We start from the raw sequence: 16838 nt of genomic DNA on the forward strand, positions 1-16838 counted from the left end.
GAACGTAGCGCAGGGGCCCCCGGCCCGCGGGCGGGTCGCGGGGGCGACCCACGATCGGGCGACACCGGGGAACGGCTCACCCGTCGCGGGCGCGGGGCCGGCCGGTCAGCCGGTCCGGGTTCCGCCAGCCAGTCCGGGGGCCAGGTCCCGGGCGAATCGGGCGCCGCCGATGCACGAGACGCTGCCGACGCCGGGTTCGTACGTGAGGACGGCGGCGTATCCGTCGGGGGTCCGCCAGTCGACCTCGCACCGGTCGTCCTCCTGGTCGACGTAGGTCGCGGCGGAGGTGAGCCCGTCCAGGTGCACGTCGGCCGACTCCTTCGCCGGCTTGCGGTCCGTGATCAGGTGGAACGGGGCGGTGGAGTAGGCCAGCGTCATCGTCTCGTGGTTGTCCACCGTCGCGGGCCCGACCTTCCAGGTGCAGGTCTTCACCCGGTCGGCGCCGGTGGTGAAGCCGCCGGCCTGTCCGACGCTGGTGAGCTGGTGGTCCTGGATGAGGGTGTAGTTGGTGACGTCGCACGGGTCCCCGCTCCAGGCGGCGGCCTTCGCGGGCGCCGGCGACCGGGGCGCCGCCCCCGATCCGGTTCCGGTGCCGAAGGCGTGCAGGACCGCGACGGCGGCCCAGGCGGCGCCGCCGACGGCCAGGACCGCGCCCGCCGCCACCGGCACCGTGCGGCGGCGGCGCCGCACGGGCCCGGACTCCGGGCCGGTGCCGGGCCGTTCGGGGTGCGCGCGCTCGCGCAGGACGATCGTCGCCGCGCGCCGTTCGCCGATCATGGCCGCGACCCCGGCGGGCAGCCACTGCGGGTCTTCGGCGGGGGTCGCCAGGTGACGCAGCGCGTCCGACAGCAGTGGGCGCCGGCCCGGCTCGGGGGTCAGGCAGGCCCGGACGAACGCGGTCAGCTCGTCCGGTACCCCCTCCAGATCCGGGGGCTCGTGCACCGTCCGGTAGAGGATGGCCTCGGGGCGGCCCTGCCCGTAGGGGCTGTGCCCGGTGGCGGCGAAGGCCAGCACGCAGCCGAGGGCGAACACGTCGGAGGCCGGCCCGGTGGGCTCGCCCCGCGCCTGCTCCGGCGACATGAAACCGGGGGTACCGATCACCGCGCCGGTGTGCTGACCGCCGTCCAGGGCACGGGCGATCCCGAAGTCGATGACGCGCGGGCCGTCGTCGGCGACGATGACGTTCCCCGGCTTCAGGTCCCGGTGGACCAGATCGGCGGCGTGGATGGCGGCCAGGCCCTCGGCCAGGCCGGAGCCGAGCACCCGAAGGGCCCGGGGCGGCAGGGGCCCGGCGTCGCGGACCACCTGGTGCAGCGACGGGCCGGGGATGTACGCGGTGACCAGCCAGGGCCGCGCCGCGTCGGTGTCGGCGTCCACCACCTGCGCCGTGTAGAAGCCGCCGACCTTCCGCGCCGCCGCGACCTCCAGGGCGAAGCGGCGGCGGAAGTCGGCGTCGTGCGCCAGCCCGGCGGCCACCACCTTCACCGCCACCAGCCGCCCGCCCGGCGAGCGCCCGAGGAACACCTCGCCCATCCCGCCCCGGCCCAGCCGCCGCACCAGCTCGTACGGTCCGACCTGACGGGGATCCTCCTTGGCCAGCGGCTCCATCATCCGACCGACCACAACTGGACGGCGCCCAGCAGCTCGCCCGTGTCGGTGGTCGCGGCGAGCGTCTTGCCGTCCGGACCGAACTCGACGTCCCCACCGCCGCTGCGCCCCGTCCTCACCGGCGTCCCCTTGCGGGAGGCGAGGTCCCACACCACCACGCCGCCACCCTGGGAGTGGGCGCTGGCGGCGCCGGCGATCAGTTTCCCGTCGGGGCTGAACGACACCGACTGGCAGTGGGAGTTGACGCCTGTGAGGGTCGCGGTGAGCTTCCTGCTGGTCACGTCCCAGAGGGCGACGCCGCCGAAAGAGCCGGCGAGCGTCTTCCCGTCGGGGGTGAAGTCCAGCGAGGTCACGCCGTACGGGTCGGTCGCGTCCAGGGCGAGGGTCGCGACCGGGGCGAAGGCCGAGGAGACGTCGAACAGGTCCACCGCACCCTTGAGGTCGGCTCCGTAGCCCACGGCCAGGTTCCTGCCGTCGGGACTGAACGCGACGCTCCGCGCGGCACCCAGGGTGCCGTTCGAGCCCGGGCCCACTATGAGGGAGGCGACCTGCCTGCCGGACGCCACCTCCCACACCAGCGCCGTTCCGATGCTGTCGCGCCCGTCCCGGCCGAGGGCGACCAGCCGCCCGTCCGGGCTGAACGCCACCGCGTACGGCTGCGCCAGCGTGTTGCCCTGGGAGGCGGCGACCACCGTGATCACCTCGCGGTGGGAGGCGGCGTCCCACACCGTGACGGCGGCCCGGCCGTGCGCACGGTCCTTCTCGTCGCGGCTGCCGAGGTCGGGGGGCAGGGAGTAGCCGGCGGCGAGGAGGCCGCCGGTGCGGGAGAAGGCGACGGCGTCGGCGCCGCCCAGGGCACGGCCCACCGCCACCACACCCACCTGTTTCCCGGCCGCCGGGTCGATCAGGACGACCTTGTTCTTCCCGCCCGTCGCCAGGAGCCTGCCGTCCGGGCTGTAGGCGATCCCCGTGCCGTCGCCCCTTTCACGGCCCACCTCGACCAGCGCGCCCGCCGTCAACTTGACGACCCCGGCCGCGGAGCCGGAGCCGGGGCCGGCCGCGGAGCCGCCGTCGGTGGACCCTGGGGTGCCGGTGGCGGGTCGGCCGTCGCCCGAGGCGGCGCGGATGCCCACGGGCACCCCGACGGCGGCCAGGGCGGCGACACCGGCGACAGCCAGCAGCGCCCGCCGCCGCGGCCGTGCCCCGGTCCCGGTCCCGGTGTGGGCGTCGGCCTCGGCCTTCCGCTCCCCGACCATCTCCACGAGGGTGGGCGGCAGCCAGTCGCCCGGCTCCGTCCCGGCGAGGCTCCGCACCAGCACACCGAGGTGCGGGCGGGCCTGCGGGTCCTTGGCCAGGCAGGCGGAGACCGGACCGAGCAGCGGGTGGGGCACCCCGGTGAGGTCCGGCTCCTGCGTCACCACGCGCAGCAGCGCGTCGGAGCCGGCTCCGTCACCGAAGGCGTTGCGGCCGGTGGCGGCGTACACGAGGACGGCGCCGAGCGAGAAGACGTCCGAGGCCGGGACGGCCGCCCCGGTGCGGAGCTGCTCCGGCGCGAGGAACACGCCGCCGAGTGGCGCCCCGACCGTCCGGGAGGGGTGTGCGGCGTCCCACAGCCGGGCGAGCGCGAAGTCGGTCAGCCGCGGACCGTCGTCCGCGAGGATCACGTCGCCCGGGGTGAGACCCCCGTGCAGCAGACCGGCCGCGTGCACGCCGGCCAACGCCTCCGCCAGCCCGGACCCGAGCGCCCGCAGCGCCTCCTCCGGCAGCGGCCCGTGCGCCGCCACCGCCTCCCGCAGCGACGGACCGGGGACGTACGCGCTCGCCACCCACAGCACGTCCCCGTCGGCGGCGGCGTCCACCACCGGCGCCGTGTAGGGGCCGCTCACGGTGCGCGCGGAGGCGGTCAGTTCCGAGAAGTGGCGCCGGAACTCCGTATCGGCCGCCGGCTCCGGTGCGACCACCCGCACCGCCACCAGCCGGCCGCTGCGGGAGCGACCGAGGAACACCGTCCCCAACTGCCCGCCACCGAGCCGCCCGACCAACCGGTAGCCGCCCACCTCACGCGGATCGCCCGCCCGCAGGGGTGTCGTCATCGCCGTGCTCCCCGCCGGATCACGCTGTGCACGCCGTTCCCCCTCCCGAACGGGGCCGGTGGGGCGACCGGTTGCGCCCGGCCGCTGCCCGGCCCCGCGCTCGAACGTAGCGGCGCGGGACGGCTGCGGCTTGGACGAATGTGACCTCACCCCCAGCGTCGCCTCCCGGTATCGGGGCCTCAGCCGAGGATCGCGGTCACCTCGCGGCGGGTCGCCTCCGACAGGAGGGGGGTCCAGCGGGTGAACAGGCTGAGCAGGGCCGCCCCGTTGCGTTCGCGGAAGGAGTCGTTCACCTTGGCCAGGTCGAGCTCGTTGGCCACCGTGAGCTCGGCGAAGTCGCGACGCCGTTGCAGGGACGGGGTGAACTCCTCGCCGGTGAACCGGTCCCGGAAGGTCACCACCGCCCCGGCCGGTGCGGCGAGGGTGGGGTAGGAGGCCTTGCGGTCGCAGCTGGCGTAGAAGTACACGAGTTCCTCCGCCTCCCCGCCGATCACCCCGGCCAGGCGGTCCCGCTCGGACAGCTCCAGGAGCACCAGCGGCAGCCCGTCGGTGCCGTAGAAGGCGTGACACAGCGCCGCGGTCCGCAGCGCGGGCCGCGCGCCCCACGCGGCGAGCATCGCCTCGACGCGCAGCAGGTGGGCCAGGAGCGTGCCTCCGGAGTGCTTGGTCGTCTCCGCTCCCAGCTCCTTGAGCAGGGCTATCGCCGGCGAGTCGGAGTGCTGGTCATCGCTGCTCGTCGTCATGGGCCCATGATGACGAGGTCCGCGCGCCGGCGTACACCAGGACCGGCATACGGACACCCGGGCTGGTGCGCGGGCCGGTGCGCGGGCCGGGGGGAGTGTCATGCGTCCGGGTCACCCTGGGTGCGCCGGCCGTCGGCTGCGATGACCATCGGATCAGGACGCGGCCGACGAGGAGGAACTGTGACCCATCTGGCGCGGATTCCCCTGGCGGACGGCGGCTCCTTGCTGGTCGAGGCTCCGGCGGCGGTGGAAGGGCCGGTGAAGGCGGGGCGCCTCGGCGAGACCGTCCACGAACTGCCCGCCAGCCTCCAGGCGGCCCTGGGCCCGGTGACGGAGGCGGCGAGCGCCGTGCTCGACCAGCTGCGCAAGGCGGCCCCCGACGGGATCACGGTGGAGTTCGGTGTCGACCTCTCGTTCGCGGCCGGCGCCGTGATCACCAAGAGCAGCGCCAGCGGGCACCTGCGCGTGTCCATGGCGTGGGAGAGGCAGAGCAGCCCGGGGCCGGTCCGGCAGGCGGATTGAGCGCATGGACACCGCCGGCCCGCCACCGCACGAGGAGAGCGGCGACCAGAAGTCGCCCTCCGCGGAGCTGGTCCGGGCCGTGGCGCAGGTCCTGGGGCCCGACGGCGAGGTGGCCGGTGCCGGCTTCCTGGTCGCCGAAGGCGTCCTCATGACCTGCGCCCACGTCGTCCGCGACGCCGGAGCCGGACCGGGCGACCGCCTGCGACTGGCCTTCCCGCATCTGGACGGTGTGCCCGAGACCGAGGGACTGGTCGTGGCGGAGGCGTGGCGCTCCCCCGACGAGGAGGACGTGGCCGTCGTACGCCTGCCGACGCACGGTGCGGCCGGCGGCCGCGACGTCACCGCGGGCATCACGCCCGCGGCACTCGGGTCCGCGGCCGGCTCACGGGGCCATACGGTGTACTCGTTCGGCTTCCCGGCCCAGGCACCCGTCGGCGGCCACTTCGGATACGGCACGGCGGGCGGGCTGTTGCCCGCCGCCGGAGGCCACGGCGTCCACCTGCAGCTCACCGCGGCCAATGACCTGACCACCGGCTTCAGCGGCGGGCCGGTCGTCGACGAGGTGACCGGCCTGGTCATCGGCATGCTCACAGAGATCACCGCTCCCGACGCGTACGAACGGGGCCTGGGGATCGCCTACGCCACCCCCTCCCAGGTGCTGCGGGAGGTCTGGCCGGACCTGGTCGAGCACGACGTGTGCCCCTACCGGGGGCTGGAATCGTTCACCGTGGAGGACGCCGAGTGGTTCGAGGGCCGCGGCGACGCCGTCCGGCAGGTGCTGGAGAACCTGGCCGCGCAGCAGCGCGTGACCCTGCTCCTCGGTCCTTCGGGTTCGGGGAAGTCGTCGCTGGTCCAGGCGGGGGTCCTGCCCGCCCTTGCCGCCGGTGAACTGCCCGGCAGTGACCGCTGGCTGCCCGTGGTGGCCCGGCCGAGGCAGGACCTGCTGACCGAGCTCGAACGGGCGGGGCTGGCCGGGGCCGCGACCGCCGGGATCGCCGAGGCCGTGACCCGCCGACTGGCCGCCGAGCCGGGCCACGAGCGTGTCGTCCTGGTCATCGACCAGTACGAAGAGCTCCTCGCGGACCCCTTGACCCCCCGGGAGCAGGAGCGCCGGCTGGCCGCCACCGACCAGATCACCGCCGCGATCACCTCGCACGCCGAGCTCTACGTGATCATGATCATGCGGGACGACTTCTACCCCCGGCAGGCCGCCCTCGCCCCCAGGCTGCTCGAAGCGGCGATGCCGGGCCTGCTCAACATCCCCAGCACGCTGAGCCAGGACGATCTGCACGCCATCATCGTCCAGCCCGCGCTGAAGGCCGGCGCCCACTTCGAAGCGGGCCTGCCCGAGCGCATCATCGCCGACGTCCTCGCCGGCGCCCCCGACGGGGCGACGACCCGCCGGGCGCCCGTCACCGTCCTCCCCATGCTCGAACTGACCCTCAGCCAGTTGTGGCAGCGGCGCCGCGAGGGGTTCCTCACCCACGACGCCTACCGGCGCATCGGTGGTGTCACCGGCAGCCTGACCACGTGGTGCGACGCCGCGCTCCGCCAACTGCCGCCCGGCGGCCTGCCCGTCGCCCAGCGCATCCTCACCTCGCTGGTCCGCTCGGCCGACACCCGCCGCAGCATCCCCGCCATGCGGGAGCAGGTCCCGCTGCAGGACCTGCGGGAACTCGCGGCCGACGTGGGTGCCGGACCCGGTGGCGGCGAGCTGATCGACGCCGTCCTCGACGCCCTCGCCCGCCACCGGATCATCGTCACCCACACGCCCCAGGTGTCCCTCGTCCACGGCGCCCCCGCGGCACAGCCGGTGGCCGAGCTCATCCACGACGCCCTCATCCGCGACTGGGGCACCCTGCGGGCGTGGGTCAGGGAGGACCACCGCTTCCAGGGGTGGCTCGACTACACCCGCACCCGGCGCGCCCGCTGGGAGGAGCGCAAGGACGCGGGAGACCTGCTCGCCGGAACGGCGCTCGCGGAAGGGCGCGAGTGGTCGCGGCAGCGTCGTCTGCCGGCCGGCATCGAGGCGTTCCTCACCGCCAGTTACGAGCACCAGCAGGCCGCGCACCGGCGCAGCAGGCGCCTCAACGCGGTGCTGGCCGCACTGCTCGTCCTGGCGCTGCTCGCCGCGGGAGGAGCGCTCTGGCAGTGGCGCAGGGCCAGCGACGAACGCCTGACGGCGCAGTCCCGTCAGGTGGCGGTGCGAGCGGAAGACCTCATCGACGCCGATCCGGACACCGCCTCGCTCCTGGCCGTCCGGGCGTACCGCACCCGGCACACTCCCGACGCCGTCTCCAGCGTGGAGGACGCGGCGAGCCTGCCGCTGCAACGGCGGCTGGCCGGACACACCGACCAGGTCGACCGGCTGGCGTACAGCCCGGACGGCCACACGCTCGCCACCGGCGGTCACGACGGCACGGTACGGCTGTGGGACACGGCCACGGGCAGGACCCGCACCACCCTCCCGAGCCATGGCACGCAGATCTGGTCGGTGGCCTTCAGCCCGGACGGACGCACGCTCGCCACCGGCGAGAGCGACCGCACGGCACGGCTGTGGGACCTGGGCACGCGGACGTACCAGACCCTCGAAGGGCACGGCGCGGCCGTGTACTCGGTGGCGTTCAGTCCCGACGGACGCACCCTCGCCACCGGGAGCAAGGACAGCACCGTTCGGCTGTGGGACCTGGCCACCCGGACGACCCGTAGCACCCTGAGGGGGCACACGGCCGCGGTGAGCACCCTGACGTTCAGCCCGGACGGACGCACGCTCGCCACCTGCGGCCCCGACAAGACCGCACGGCTGTGGGACCTGGCCACGGAGACGTCCCGCACCCTCGCGGGCCACGGCAATACGGTGTACTCGGTGGCGTTCAGCCCCGACGGGCGCACCCTCGCCACCGCCGGTTTCGACTGGACGGTCCGGCTCTGGAACGTGGCGACGGGAAAGTCCGGCGCCCCGCTCGCACACGTCGGCGCGGTGTACGCGGTGGCGTTCAGCCCCGACGGGCACACCCTCGCCAGCGGCGGTTCCGACAACACGGCACTCCTGTGGGACGTCGCCCGCGGCACCGTCCTCACCAGCTTCACCGGCCACTACGCCGCGATCGACGCGGCTGCGTTCAGCCCCGACGGGCGCACCCTGGCCACCAGCAGTTTCGATCACACCGCACGGCTGTGGGACGTGGCTCCGGGCAAGAACCACGCCTCCCTGGCGGAGCACAAGAACGCCGTGCGGTCGGTGGCGTTCAGCCCCGGGGGCGGCCTCACCCTCGCCACCGGCAGCTACGACGGGACCGTCCGTCTGTGGAACGTGCGCACACGCAAGAGGATCGCCGTTCTGAAGGGCCACACAGGTGTGGTGTATTCCGTGGCGTTCAGCCCCGACGGACGCACCCTGGCGTCCGTCGGGTCGGACGGAGAACTGCACCTGTGGGACGTGGCCTCACACCGGAGTCGGGGTGCCCCGAAACGGCACGCCGGCGCGGTGTACTCCGTGGCGTTCAGCTCCGACCGCCACACCCTGGCCACCGGTGGCGAGGACGGCACCATCCGTCTGTGGGACATGGCGGCGGACAACTCGGCCACCGAGTTCGCGCACTTCGACGACCCCGTGTACGCGGTGGCGTTCAGCCCCGACGGCCACCGGCTGGCCGCGGGGGTGGGGGACAACACGGTCCGGCTCTGGGACGTTGCCACGCGGAAGGGCGCCCCGCCGCTGACCGGCCACATCGGCATTCCCTGGACGGTGGTGTTCAGCCCTGACGGAACCCTCCTCGCCAGCGGCAGCAAGGACACGACCGTACGTCTGTGGGACGTGGCCACGCATGAGAGCAGTGAACCCTTGACCGGTCACGGCAGCGATGTGGTCGCAGTGGCGTTCAGCGCCGACGGACGCACCCTCGTCACCGGAGGTCAGGACGCCACCGTCCGGCTGTGGGACGTCGCCACCCACGACGTGCGGGCTACCGTGTTCCTGAGCAGCGGCATCCTGTCGGCGGCCGTCAGCCCCAACGGGCGTACGATCGCCGCCGGCGGCGGCGACGGCACCACGCAGCTGTGGGACATGCTCCTCTACACACCCGACGAAGCGATCCGCAAGATCTGCCACGCCGTCAACCGCGATCTGACGGACCAGGAACGGAAGGCCTACCTGCCCGACTCGCCGGGCGGCCGGGTGTGTCCCCCCGAGCCCTGAGGGACGGGCGGTCATGCCGCCGGGGTGTCGGGGCGCAGCTCCGCGGCCCTGCTGCCGAGGTGGTGGCCGAGCTCGCGGTAGGCGTCGAACTGGGCGTGGTCGAACCACTGGTCGAAGGTGGCCTGGCGGGGGAAGGCCGGCTCGCGCAGGGCGTAGCTCAGCAGTTCCTCCGGCATGTCGGGGGTCAGGGTGGCCTTCATGAAGATGATCGTTCCCTTGGTGGTCCTGGGGGTGCCGGACGAGAACTCGACCTCCTCCGGGTACTCGATCGTTCCGCGCACCACGCAGGTCGCGGAGAAGCGGGCGTTCAGGGCGGCCATCGGCGTCTCGGGCGAGAGGGGCTTCCCGCTGCCAGGTACCAGGTCCAGCAGGTTGCGGCCCTCCTCCCGGTCGAAGGTGATCTTCACGCCGAGGTCCTCGTAGGCGAGCGTCACCGCCTGGGCGAGGGTGGTGGGCAGGGGCGGGGTGTCCCCGGAGGCGTCGACGACGTAGACGGTCCGGCAGCGCAGCCGCAGCATCTCGACCAGGCCGAGGTTGTCGAAGTGGCCGCCGTCGGTGCACAGCAGCAGGGGGGTGGTGTCCGAGAACCAGCCCACCAGTTCCTGGAGCTGGTAGCGCAGCCGGCGTACCCGGGGCAGCCGCGGCATGATCCGGTCGGGGCCGTACTTCGCGAGTTCCGCGATGTAGAGGGGGTTCGGAACCCAGGTGCCCAGCCGTACGTTGGACAGGGCGAGCAGCCGCTCCATGAACATCGTCTGGGAGCCCATCGCCGAGGCGAAGGCCGCTCCCGACACGGCGACGGCGGACTGTACGGTCAGGTCGCGCCCGATCAGCTCGGGGGCGGTCCTCTGCAGGGTGTCGGTGCGGACCCAGCCGGTGTCGGGGCCGCCGCAGTAGTCGGAGGCGAAGGTGAAGGGCACGGCCGGGCGCCCGGGTGCGGTCCGGTTGCGCAGCGAGACGGCGGCCGAGGCGGCGAAGATGACCTGGGGGAAGCCGGGAACCCGCTCCGCGTAGGGGTGCAGCGGGGTCGGCTCGTGGTTGTAGTCGTACGGCAGGGCGCCCACCGAGCCGCCCTTCAGCACCGCGCGGCGGACGGCGAAGGCGCTCGCCAGCCGTTGGCGGTAGAAGGGGTGCAGGCTGAAGGTGGTCTGGTCGATCACGAGCGACAGGACGATCAGGGCGATCGGGATCCCGGCCTTCCACCAGATGGTCCAGGTGCCCGCGTAGACGGCCGTCCAGGTCATGAGGGCGAGGTAGAAGAACGCGACCAGGAACAGCACCAGCCAGCACACCGCGGCTTTCACCCAGCCGCCGCCGACCTGGACGACCAGGGAGGGGCCACCACCCTTGCGGAACGGGCCGGTCCGTCCGCCGTCGGGCGTCAGCTGCTTCACCGTCTTGTGGACGACGGTGAACCAGGTGCCGAGCGCGGCCGCCGCCCCGGTGAGCGCGGCGAGCAGGGACAGTCCCCGGCCGTCGTTGTAGACCACTCCCTGTCCGTGGGCCAGCCAGGCGAAGAACCAGATCACGGCCGGGAGGACGATGGAGAGCACGGCGACCATCACGGCCATCGCCACGATCGCCTTCACGATGCTGCGCAGCCAGGCGGGGCGGGACGCCTTGGTCCAGGCTCCGCCGAAGGCGAAGGCCACCGACACCAGGCCGGCCAGGCCGAACAGCGCGAGGACGGGCTGCCAGGCGCCCGGGTACAGGTGGAAGGGCGGAAGGAACGTCTCCGGCGGCCCGGGGCACACGGGGAGCGCCGGGTTCCGGCAGGTCGGCACGAACACCTTCGGCCGCGGGACGAAGCGGTGGAGGTCGGTCAGCGGGAGCCGCGAGTAGAACGCGTTGAGGAACTGGCCCACCACCGCGAAGACGAGGGCCAGCATGCCGAAGGAGACGGCCATCCCCCGCAGCACCGCCCCGATGGCGTGCAGCCTCTCCCTGGGGGCGTCGGCCAGGTATTTCGCGTGCCGGCGGATGTGGTCCTCCTCCGGGCTGCCCGGCGCGAACACGTCCGCGGGCTGTGCGAGGCCGGGCCGCCGTACCGAGGGGGCGCCTTGCGCGTCCACGAACCGGGCGTCCGTCAGGGCGAGTTGGAGGGCGCCTGCGGTGTATCCGCCGCCGGACACCGACACCAGGTAGTCCGCCTCCAGCAGTTCGGCCCGCAGTGCCTGCAGGGCGCCGAGGGCGACCGATGCCGACCGGATGCCGCCGCCGGAGACGCAGAAGCCGAGCTCCCCGGGTGTGCGGGAGGGCGGCTGGTAGCTCCGGTTGCGCCAGCGGGCCGCCGCGGTGTCCCCGGGGTCCGCGGTCAGGCGTGGCCGCGCCGGGTCGGGGGCGGTCCACTCGGACAGGGGTTCCCAGTCGTGGGGCGCGGCGGCCGGGAGGATCACGTCCGGCAGGTCGGTCCGGTCCGCCGCGGGCTGGTCGGCGTACTCCACGACGGGGCGGGTGCGGCCCTTGCTCGTGGTCCTCACCAGGGAGGGGGCCAGCACGTTGCGGGAGCAGAGGGTGACGACGGTCAGCAGCGCCGCCGCCAGCAGCGGGAGGGCGAGCGCCCATTTCAGCTGGGCGAAGTGGCTCGCCCACTGCAGGTTCCGCTCCAGGTCGTGCTCCGGGCCACCGCCCAGGACGTGGGCCAGGGGCGGTACGGGGCCGTTCGGGTCGGCCTTGATGCGGTCCAGGGCCTTCCAGAGGAAGACGTTCTCCACGCAGTCCGCCGCCACCGCCACGGGGGTGAGGAACAGGCCCCGCAAGGCCCACAGGCGCGTGGCCTTCCGGTAGAGGAGCAGGTGGCCGAGTCCGAACGCCCCGGCGAGGGCCGCCGCGTATCCGGGGATGAACCAGCCCCAGTCCAGCACGAGTCCGTCCTGGAAGAGCTCGGGTCCGCCGCCGGCCTTCACGAGGGCGCGGGCTCCCGCGGGGGTCGCCGCGAACTGCAGCAGGAGTTCCCCGTTCCCGGGGGGCCTGTCCCCGAACGGCGGAGCCGCCCCGTACCAGAGGACCATCGCGACACCGGCGACGAGCCCGAACAGGCACAGCCCGACCGCCCAGCCCGGCACCTCTCGCAGCTTCAACTGCGCCTGAGCATTCGGCATGCACGCAGAGTAGCGACCCGGGCTACCGCCCGTGCCAGTCCTGGTCGTGCGTACGGTGCGTGTCGGTCAGCCCGTCCCGGAAGAACCGTTCGTAGTAGCCGTTCTCGACGTGGTGGGCCTGGAGCCAGACGCCCGGCACGTGGAGGGTGTCGCAGTGGGCGGGGAACCGTCCGTGGGTCTCGTGGATGTAGGTGCAGATGTCCCGGGTGCAGGCGATGACGTCGGCGGAGTAGTCGCTGGCCTGGCGCAGGTAGCGGCTGCCGAAGTCGCCCCGGTAGATCCGGGCGAACAACGCCTCGTCGGCGTAGATGCCCTTCGGCCCGAACTTGCCCGCCACGACGGCGTCCACCGCTTCCGCCATGCTGCCGTAGTTGGGCGGGCACATGGCCTTGATGAGGTACTCGCCGTCGTGACGCAGGGCGACGGGGGCCGCGCGCAGGTTCGCGTAGCGGGGCAGCGGCACGTGCCAGCGCAGTACGTCCGCCGGTCTCCACCGCGGGACGGTCCAGTCGAAGCCGAGCATGGGGCCGTAGTCGGCGCGGAACTTCGGGTCGCCCAGCATGATCGGTGGTGCGAGCGACGCGTGGATCCAGGCCCCGAGACCCATGGCGTCGGCGGTGAGCATCAGGTTCTGGAGCAGTAGGTCGGCCTCGATCTGGGTGCGCATGGCCCAGATGGCGCCCAGCGGCAGCTTGATGTCCTCGTTCAGGAATCCCGACTTCACCCACGTGCGCACGCCGGCCGGGCGGTAGAGGTTCCGGTCGTCGACGATCAGCGGCCGTGCCCCGTCGGGCTGCGTCAGCAGGTACATCAGACCGTTGATGTACTGCCGTGACAGGTCCACCACGGGAAGGAGGAGCGTGGTCCCGGGCAGGTTCGACAGGAAGCGGTTCGAGTCCAGGTAGGCGGGGAAGTCCCGCTTGCCTTCCGGTACGTCGAGGCGGTGGTCGAGCAGGCGCACCTTCGCCGCGGCCGCGCGGGCGCACAGGTTCTCGGGGGTGAACTCCGCCGTCGGTCCGTCGGCCGGAGGGGGCGGTCTGCGCAGGAAGTAGGTGCCGGTGTCGTTGATCAGGAAGAAGTGCGTGCCCTGGGCGTTGTCGGGGCTGCCGGCGGTCCTGCCCGGCATGTTGAGGTTCGGTTTGGCCATGATGGGTTTGCCGTTGCGCGGGTCGGCGAAGGGACGGTCCGGCATGGTGAGGCCGGAGCACCCCGTCATGGCGATCAGGACGGCCTCTTCCAGCTCGGTGAGCGGGGTGCGCGGTTCGTCGGAGGCCCAGCTCATCGAAGCGGCCTCGACGGAGCTGCCCCGGCTGACGCGATGGGTGCGGCGACGCCAGATCGACGTGAGCAGGGGCCGGTGCAGCAGGGCTTCGAACCCGGCGCGGCCGCGGGTGTGCAGCGGGTCGTCCATACCTGGCCTCCACGCGCCCCGGATCGGGGACGACCGGCGGTACCGCCGGTCGGCTGCCGGAATCCAGCTTGCCACGGGGTGGTGCGTCCCGCTTCCGCACACGGGGCGGGCCCCGCGGCACCCGTCTGCGCCGTTCCGCGCGACGCCGGCGCACCGGTGCGTCAGGGTTGCCGTGTGGAACGGAGGTGCCCGCAGGATCGGTATCCGGTCTCGGGCAGCCGCGCAGCGCCGCCCCGGCCCGGCCCCCGGCTTCGCGTCCGGCCGACGGGGTGCGCCTTGGCGAAGAGGCACACATGGACGAGATCGGCCGGTACGAGCGGTACGTGGGCGGGCACCCGGAGGTGGAACGGCTCCATTTCGAGCGGCTCGCCCGTGACCTCATGCGGGTCCAGCTCACGTCCATGAAACGCAGCGGCGCCGCCGGCGTCGCGCGGGCGTTCCACGCCAAGGGGGTCCTCGGCGCGGAGAACGCCCGCCTGCGGTTCGTCGACGACCTGCCCTCGGACCTGCGGACCGGCTTCGCGAGCCCGGGCGCCGAGTATCCCGTCACCGTACGGCTCTCGAACGCGAACGGCTCCCGCCGGCCGGACCAGGCGCCCGATCTGCGCGGGGCGGCACTGCGCATCGCGGCCGGGCCGGACGAGGCGCACGACCTGCTCATGACGAACCATCCGGTCTCGCACGCACGCGACGCCCGCGAGTTCGTCGCCTTCGCGAAGGCGATGGCGGGCGCCGACTCCACCCCGCGCAAGGCCTTCGCCCTGTTCGTCAGGCTGCCGCTCGCGGTCGGCTGGTCCACCGCCGCGCGCATGCGCCGCACCGTGCGGGCCGGTACCCGCCACACCGTGCGCAGCCTGGCCCTGGAGACGTACTGGAGCCGCGGCGCCATCCTGTGGGGCGCCGCGGGACCGGTCCGGTACCAGCTGCGCCCGGCCGGGGACGCTCCGCCGGCCCCGGACCCCTCCCCCGGTGACCCCGACCACCTGCACCGCGAACTCGCGCAGCGGCTGGAGAAGGCGGACGTCGTCTTCGGGCTGTACGTCCAGCGCTACGTGGACGCCCGCCGCACACCCGTCGAGGACGGCGCGGCGGAGTGGAGGGAACAGGACACCCCGCCCGTCCGCGTGGCCACCCTCACCGTCCCGCGCCAGGACATCGACTCCGCCGGGGCCCGGGCCGCGGCCGCTCGGGTCGAACAGCTCGCCTTCAACCCGTGGAACAGCACCGAGGCGTTCCGGCCGCTCGGAAACCTCAACCGCGCCCGCAAGGTCGCCTACGAGGCCAGCAGCGCCCACCGCCTGGGCCAGCGGTTCGCCAACGTCGAACCCCGGCGCAATGCCGTACTGGGCGTGCCGCTGCGCCGCGCCTTCCGCGGCCTCAACCGGTTCGTCCCCTGGCACCGGCTGCCCGTCCCCCTCGGCCTGCTGAACCTCGTGGCCCTGCGCCAGCAGCTGCGGCGGTCCAACCTGATCGACACCGACGTGCACGAGGCTCCGCCCAGGACCCGGCCCGTGCCGGCGGCCATCGACGAGGACATGCGGGTCGCGCGGAGCTACGACGGCACCTACAACGACCTGTCCGCGCCGCACATGGGCGCCGTCGGGGCCGCCTTCGGCCGCAACCTGCCGCCGGTCTACCGGCCGGAGCTGTTCGACGTGCCCAACCCGGTCACGGTCAGCAGGGAACTGCTGCGCCGGGACGCCTTCATCCCGGCGCGTTCGCTCAACATCCTGGCCGCCGCCTGGATCCAGTTCCAGGTCCACGACTGGGTCAACCACAAGCGCTACCCGACCGGTACGAAGAGCGTCGAGGTACCGCTCCCGCCCGACGTGACGTGGAGGAACACACCGGGCGGGCCTCCCGAGAAGGTGATGCGCTTCGCCGAGAACGAGGGGCTGCACCCGGCCGACGGCACGGGGCCGCCCACGCTCTTCGCCGACGCGGCGTCCCACTGGTGGGACGGATCGGAGATCTACGGCGGGGACACGGCGACCGGCAGGTCGCTGCGCGAACCGGACGGCGGCGCCGCCCTGCGGCTGGACGACGGCCACCTCCCGGTCGGGCCGGACGGCCTCCCGCTCACCGGGTTCGCGGAGAGCTGGTGGTTCGGTCTCAGCGCGATGCAGACCCTCTTCGCCCGGGAGCACAACGTCGTGTGCGAGGCGCTGCGGCGGGAATACCCCCGGCTGACGGAGGAACGCGTCTACCAGACGGCACGGCTGGTCGTCTCGGCCCTCATCGCGAAGATCCACACCGTGGAGTGGACTCCCGCGATCCTCGCCACCGAAGTGATCGACATCGGGCTGAAGACCAACTGGCAGGGACCGCCGAACAAATGGCTCGACCACTTGGGCCTGTGGCTCTTCGAATCGCACGCGCTGACCGGCATCCCGAAGACCCTGCCGGACCACCACGCCGCTCCGTACTCCCTCACCGAGGACTTCGTCACCGTCTACCGCATGCACCCGCTGCTCCCCGACGACTTCGAGATCGTGGACCACCGCCTCGGCCGGCGCCTGGACACCCTCGGGTTCAACGACGTCCAGGGCTCCGCCACGGAACCGCTGATGCGCAAGACCGGTCTGGCCAACTCGCTGTACTCGCTCGGCACGGCCCATCCCGGCGCGATCACCCTGCACAACTATCCGCGGGCCCTCCAGGCGTTCGAGCGGGACGGCGAGATCATCGATCTGTCCGTGGTCGACCTGGTACGGACTCGGCGCCGCGGGGTCCCCCGGTACAACGACTTCCGGGCCGGCCTGCACAAACCGCGCCTGCGACGGTTCGAAGACCTGTCCTCCGACGCCGAGACGGTCGCCCGCCTGAAGGAGGTCTACCGCGAGGTCGATCACGTCGACACCATGGTGGGGCTCTTCGCCGAGAACCCGCCGCACGGCTTCGGCTTCAGCGACACGGCCTTCCGCATCTTCATCCTGATGGCCACGCGACGCCTGCAGAGCGACCGCTTCCTCACCGTGGACTTCAGGCCCGAGGTGTACACGCCGCTGGGCATGGACTGGATCGAACGCAACGGCATGACCAGCGTGGTACTGCGGCACTGCCCCGAACTGGCGGCCTCCCTGCCGCGCACGACGAGCGCGTTCGCCCCCTGGCGCGTGACCCCCGCGAACGGCGCCGCGGGGGGCCACGGATGAGCGGGCC

The 16838-nt window shown here is 73.3% G+C and carries 8 protein-coding genes; 3 read left to right on the forward strand and 5 right to left on the reverse strand.

Going from position 1 to position 16838, the window contains the following annotated elements:
* Positions 1-105 precede the first annotated feature (105 nt).
* The 3 genes from ACZ5NJ_RS03730 to ACZ5NJ_RS03740 form a co-directional block, all read right to left on the reverse strand.
* Entirely contained in the window at positions 106-1611 is a 1506-nt protein-coding gene (locus ACZ5NJ_RS03730) for a serine/threonine-protein kinase (RefSeq protein WP_468762358.1), read from the reverse strand.
* Positions 1608-3701, reverse strand: coding sequence for a WD40 repeat domain-containing serine/threonine protein kinase (locus ACZ5NJ_RS03735; RefSeq protein WP_468762360.1), 2094 nt, complete (start codon positions 3699-3701; stop codon positions 1608-1610). Before ACZ5NJ_RS03735 ends, ACZ5NJ_RS03730 begins: the two co-directional genes overlap by 4 nt.
* 179 nt (positions 3702-3880) lie before the next feature.
* Positions 3881-4444, reverse strand: coding sequence for a DUF6817 domain-containing protein (locus ACZ5NJ_RS03740; RefSeq protein ID WP_468762362.1), 564 nt, complete (start codon positions 4442-4444; stop codon positions 3881-3883).
* Between the two features lie 180 nt (positions 4445-4624).
* Between ACZ5NJ_RS03740 and ACZ5NJ_RS03745 the strand changes: the two genes are divergently transcribed.
* Both ACZ5NJ_RS03745 and ACZ5NJ_RS03750 read left to right on the forward strand, forming a co-directional pair.
* Positions 4625-4966, forward strand: coding sequence for a CU044_2847 family protein (locus ACZ5NJ_RS03745; RefSeq protein ID WP_468762364.1), 342 nt, complete (start codon positions 4625-4627; stop codon positions 4964-4966).
* A 4-nt stretch (positions 4967-4970) separates the two neighbouring features.
* Positions 4971-9164 (forward strand): nSTAND1 domain-containing NTPase, encoded by a 4194-nt coding sequence (locus ACZ5NJ_RS03750; RefSeq protein WP_468762366.1) that lies wholly within the window; start codon positions 4971-4973, stop codon positions 9162-9164.
* A gap of 11 nt (positions 9165-9175) precedes the next feature.
* Here the strand turns inward: ACZ5NJ_RS03750 and ACZ5NJ_RS03755 are convergent, their stop codons facing one another.
* Together ACZ5NJ_RS03755 and ACZ5NJ_RS03760 are read right to left on the reverse strand one after the other, a co-directional pair.
* The gene (locus tag ACZ5NJ_RS03755) at positions 9176-12265 is read right to left on the reverse strand and encodes a hypothetical protein (protein ID WP_468762368.1); all 3090 of its coding nucleotides are present in this window, start codon (positions 12263-12265) and stop codon (positions 9176-9178) included.
* 22 nt (positions 12266-12287) lie between these two features.
* On the reverse strand, positions 12288-13676 hold the full coding sequence (locus tag ACZ5NJ_RS03760; RefSeq protein WP_468762370.1) for a hypothetical protein: 1389 nt from the start codon (positions 13674-13676) through the stop codon (positions 12288-12290).
* A gap of 293 nt (positions 13677-13969) precedes the next feature.
* Between ACZ5NJ_RS03760 and ACZ5NJ_RS03765 the strand changes: the two genes are divergently transcribed.
* Positions 13970-16831, forward strand: a complete 2862-nt coding sequence (locus ACZ5NJ_RS03765; protein ID WP_468762372.1) for a peroxidase family protein — start codon at positions 13970-13972, stop codon at positions 16829-16831.
* The last annotated feature ends 7 nt before the right edge of the window (positions 16832-16838 follow it).

This window comes from Streptomyces sp. NPDC032091 (assembly GCF_055580265.1).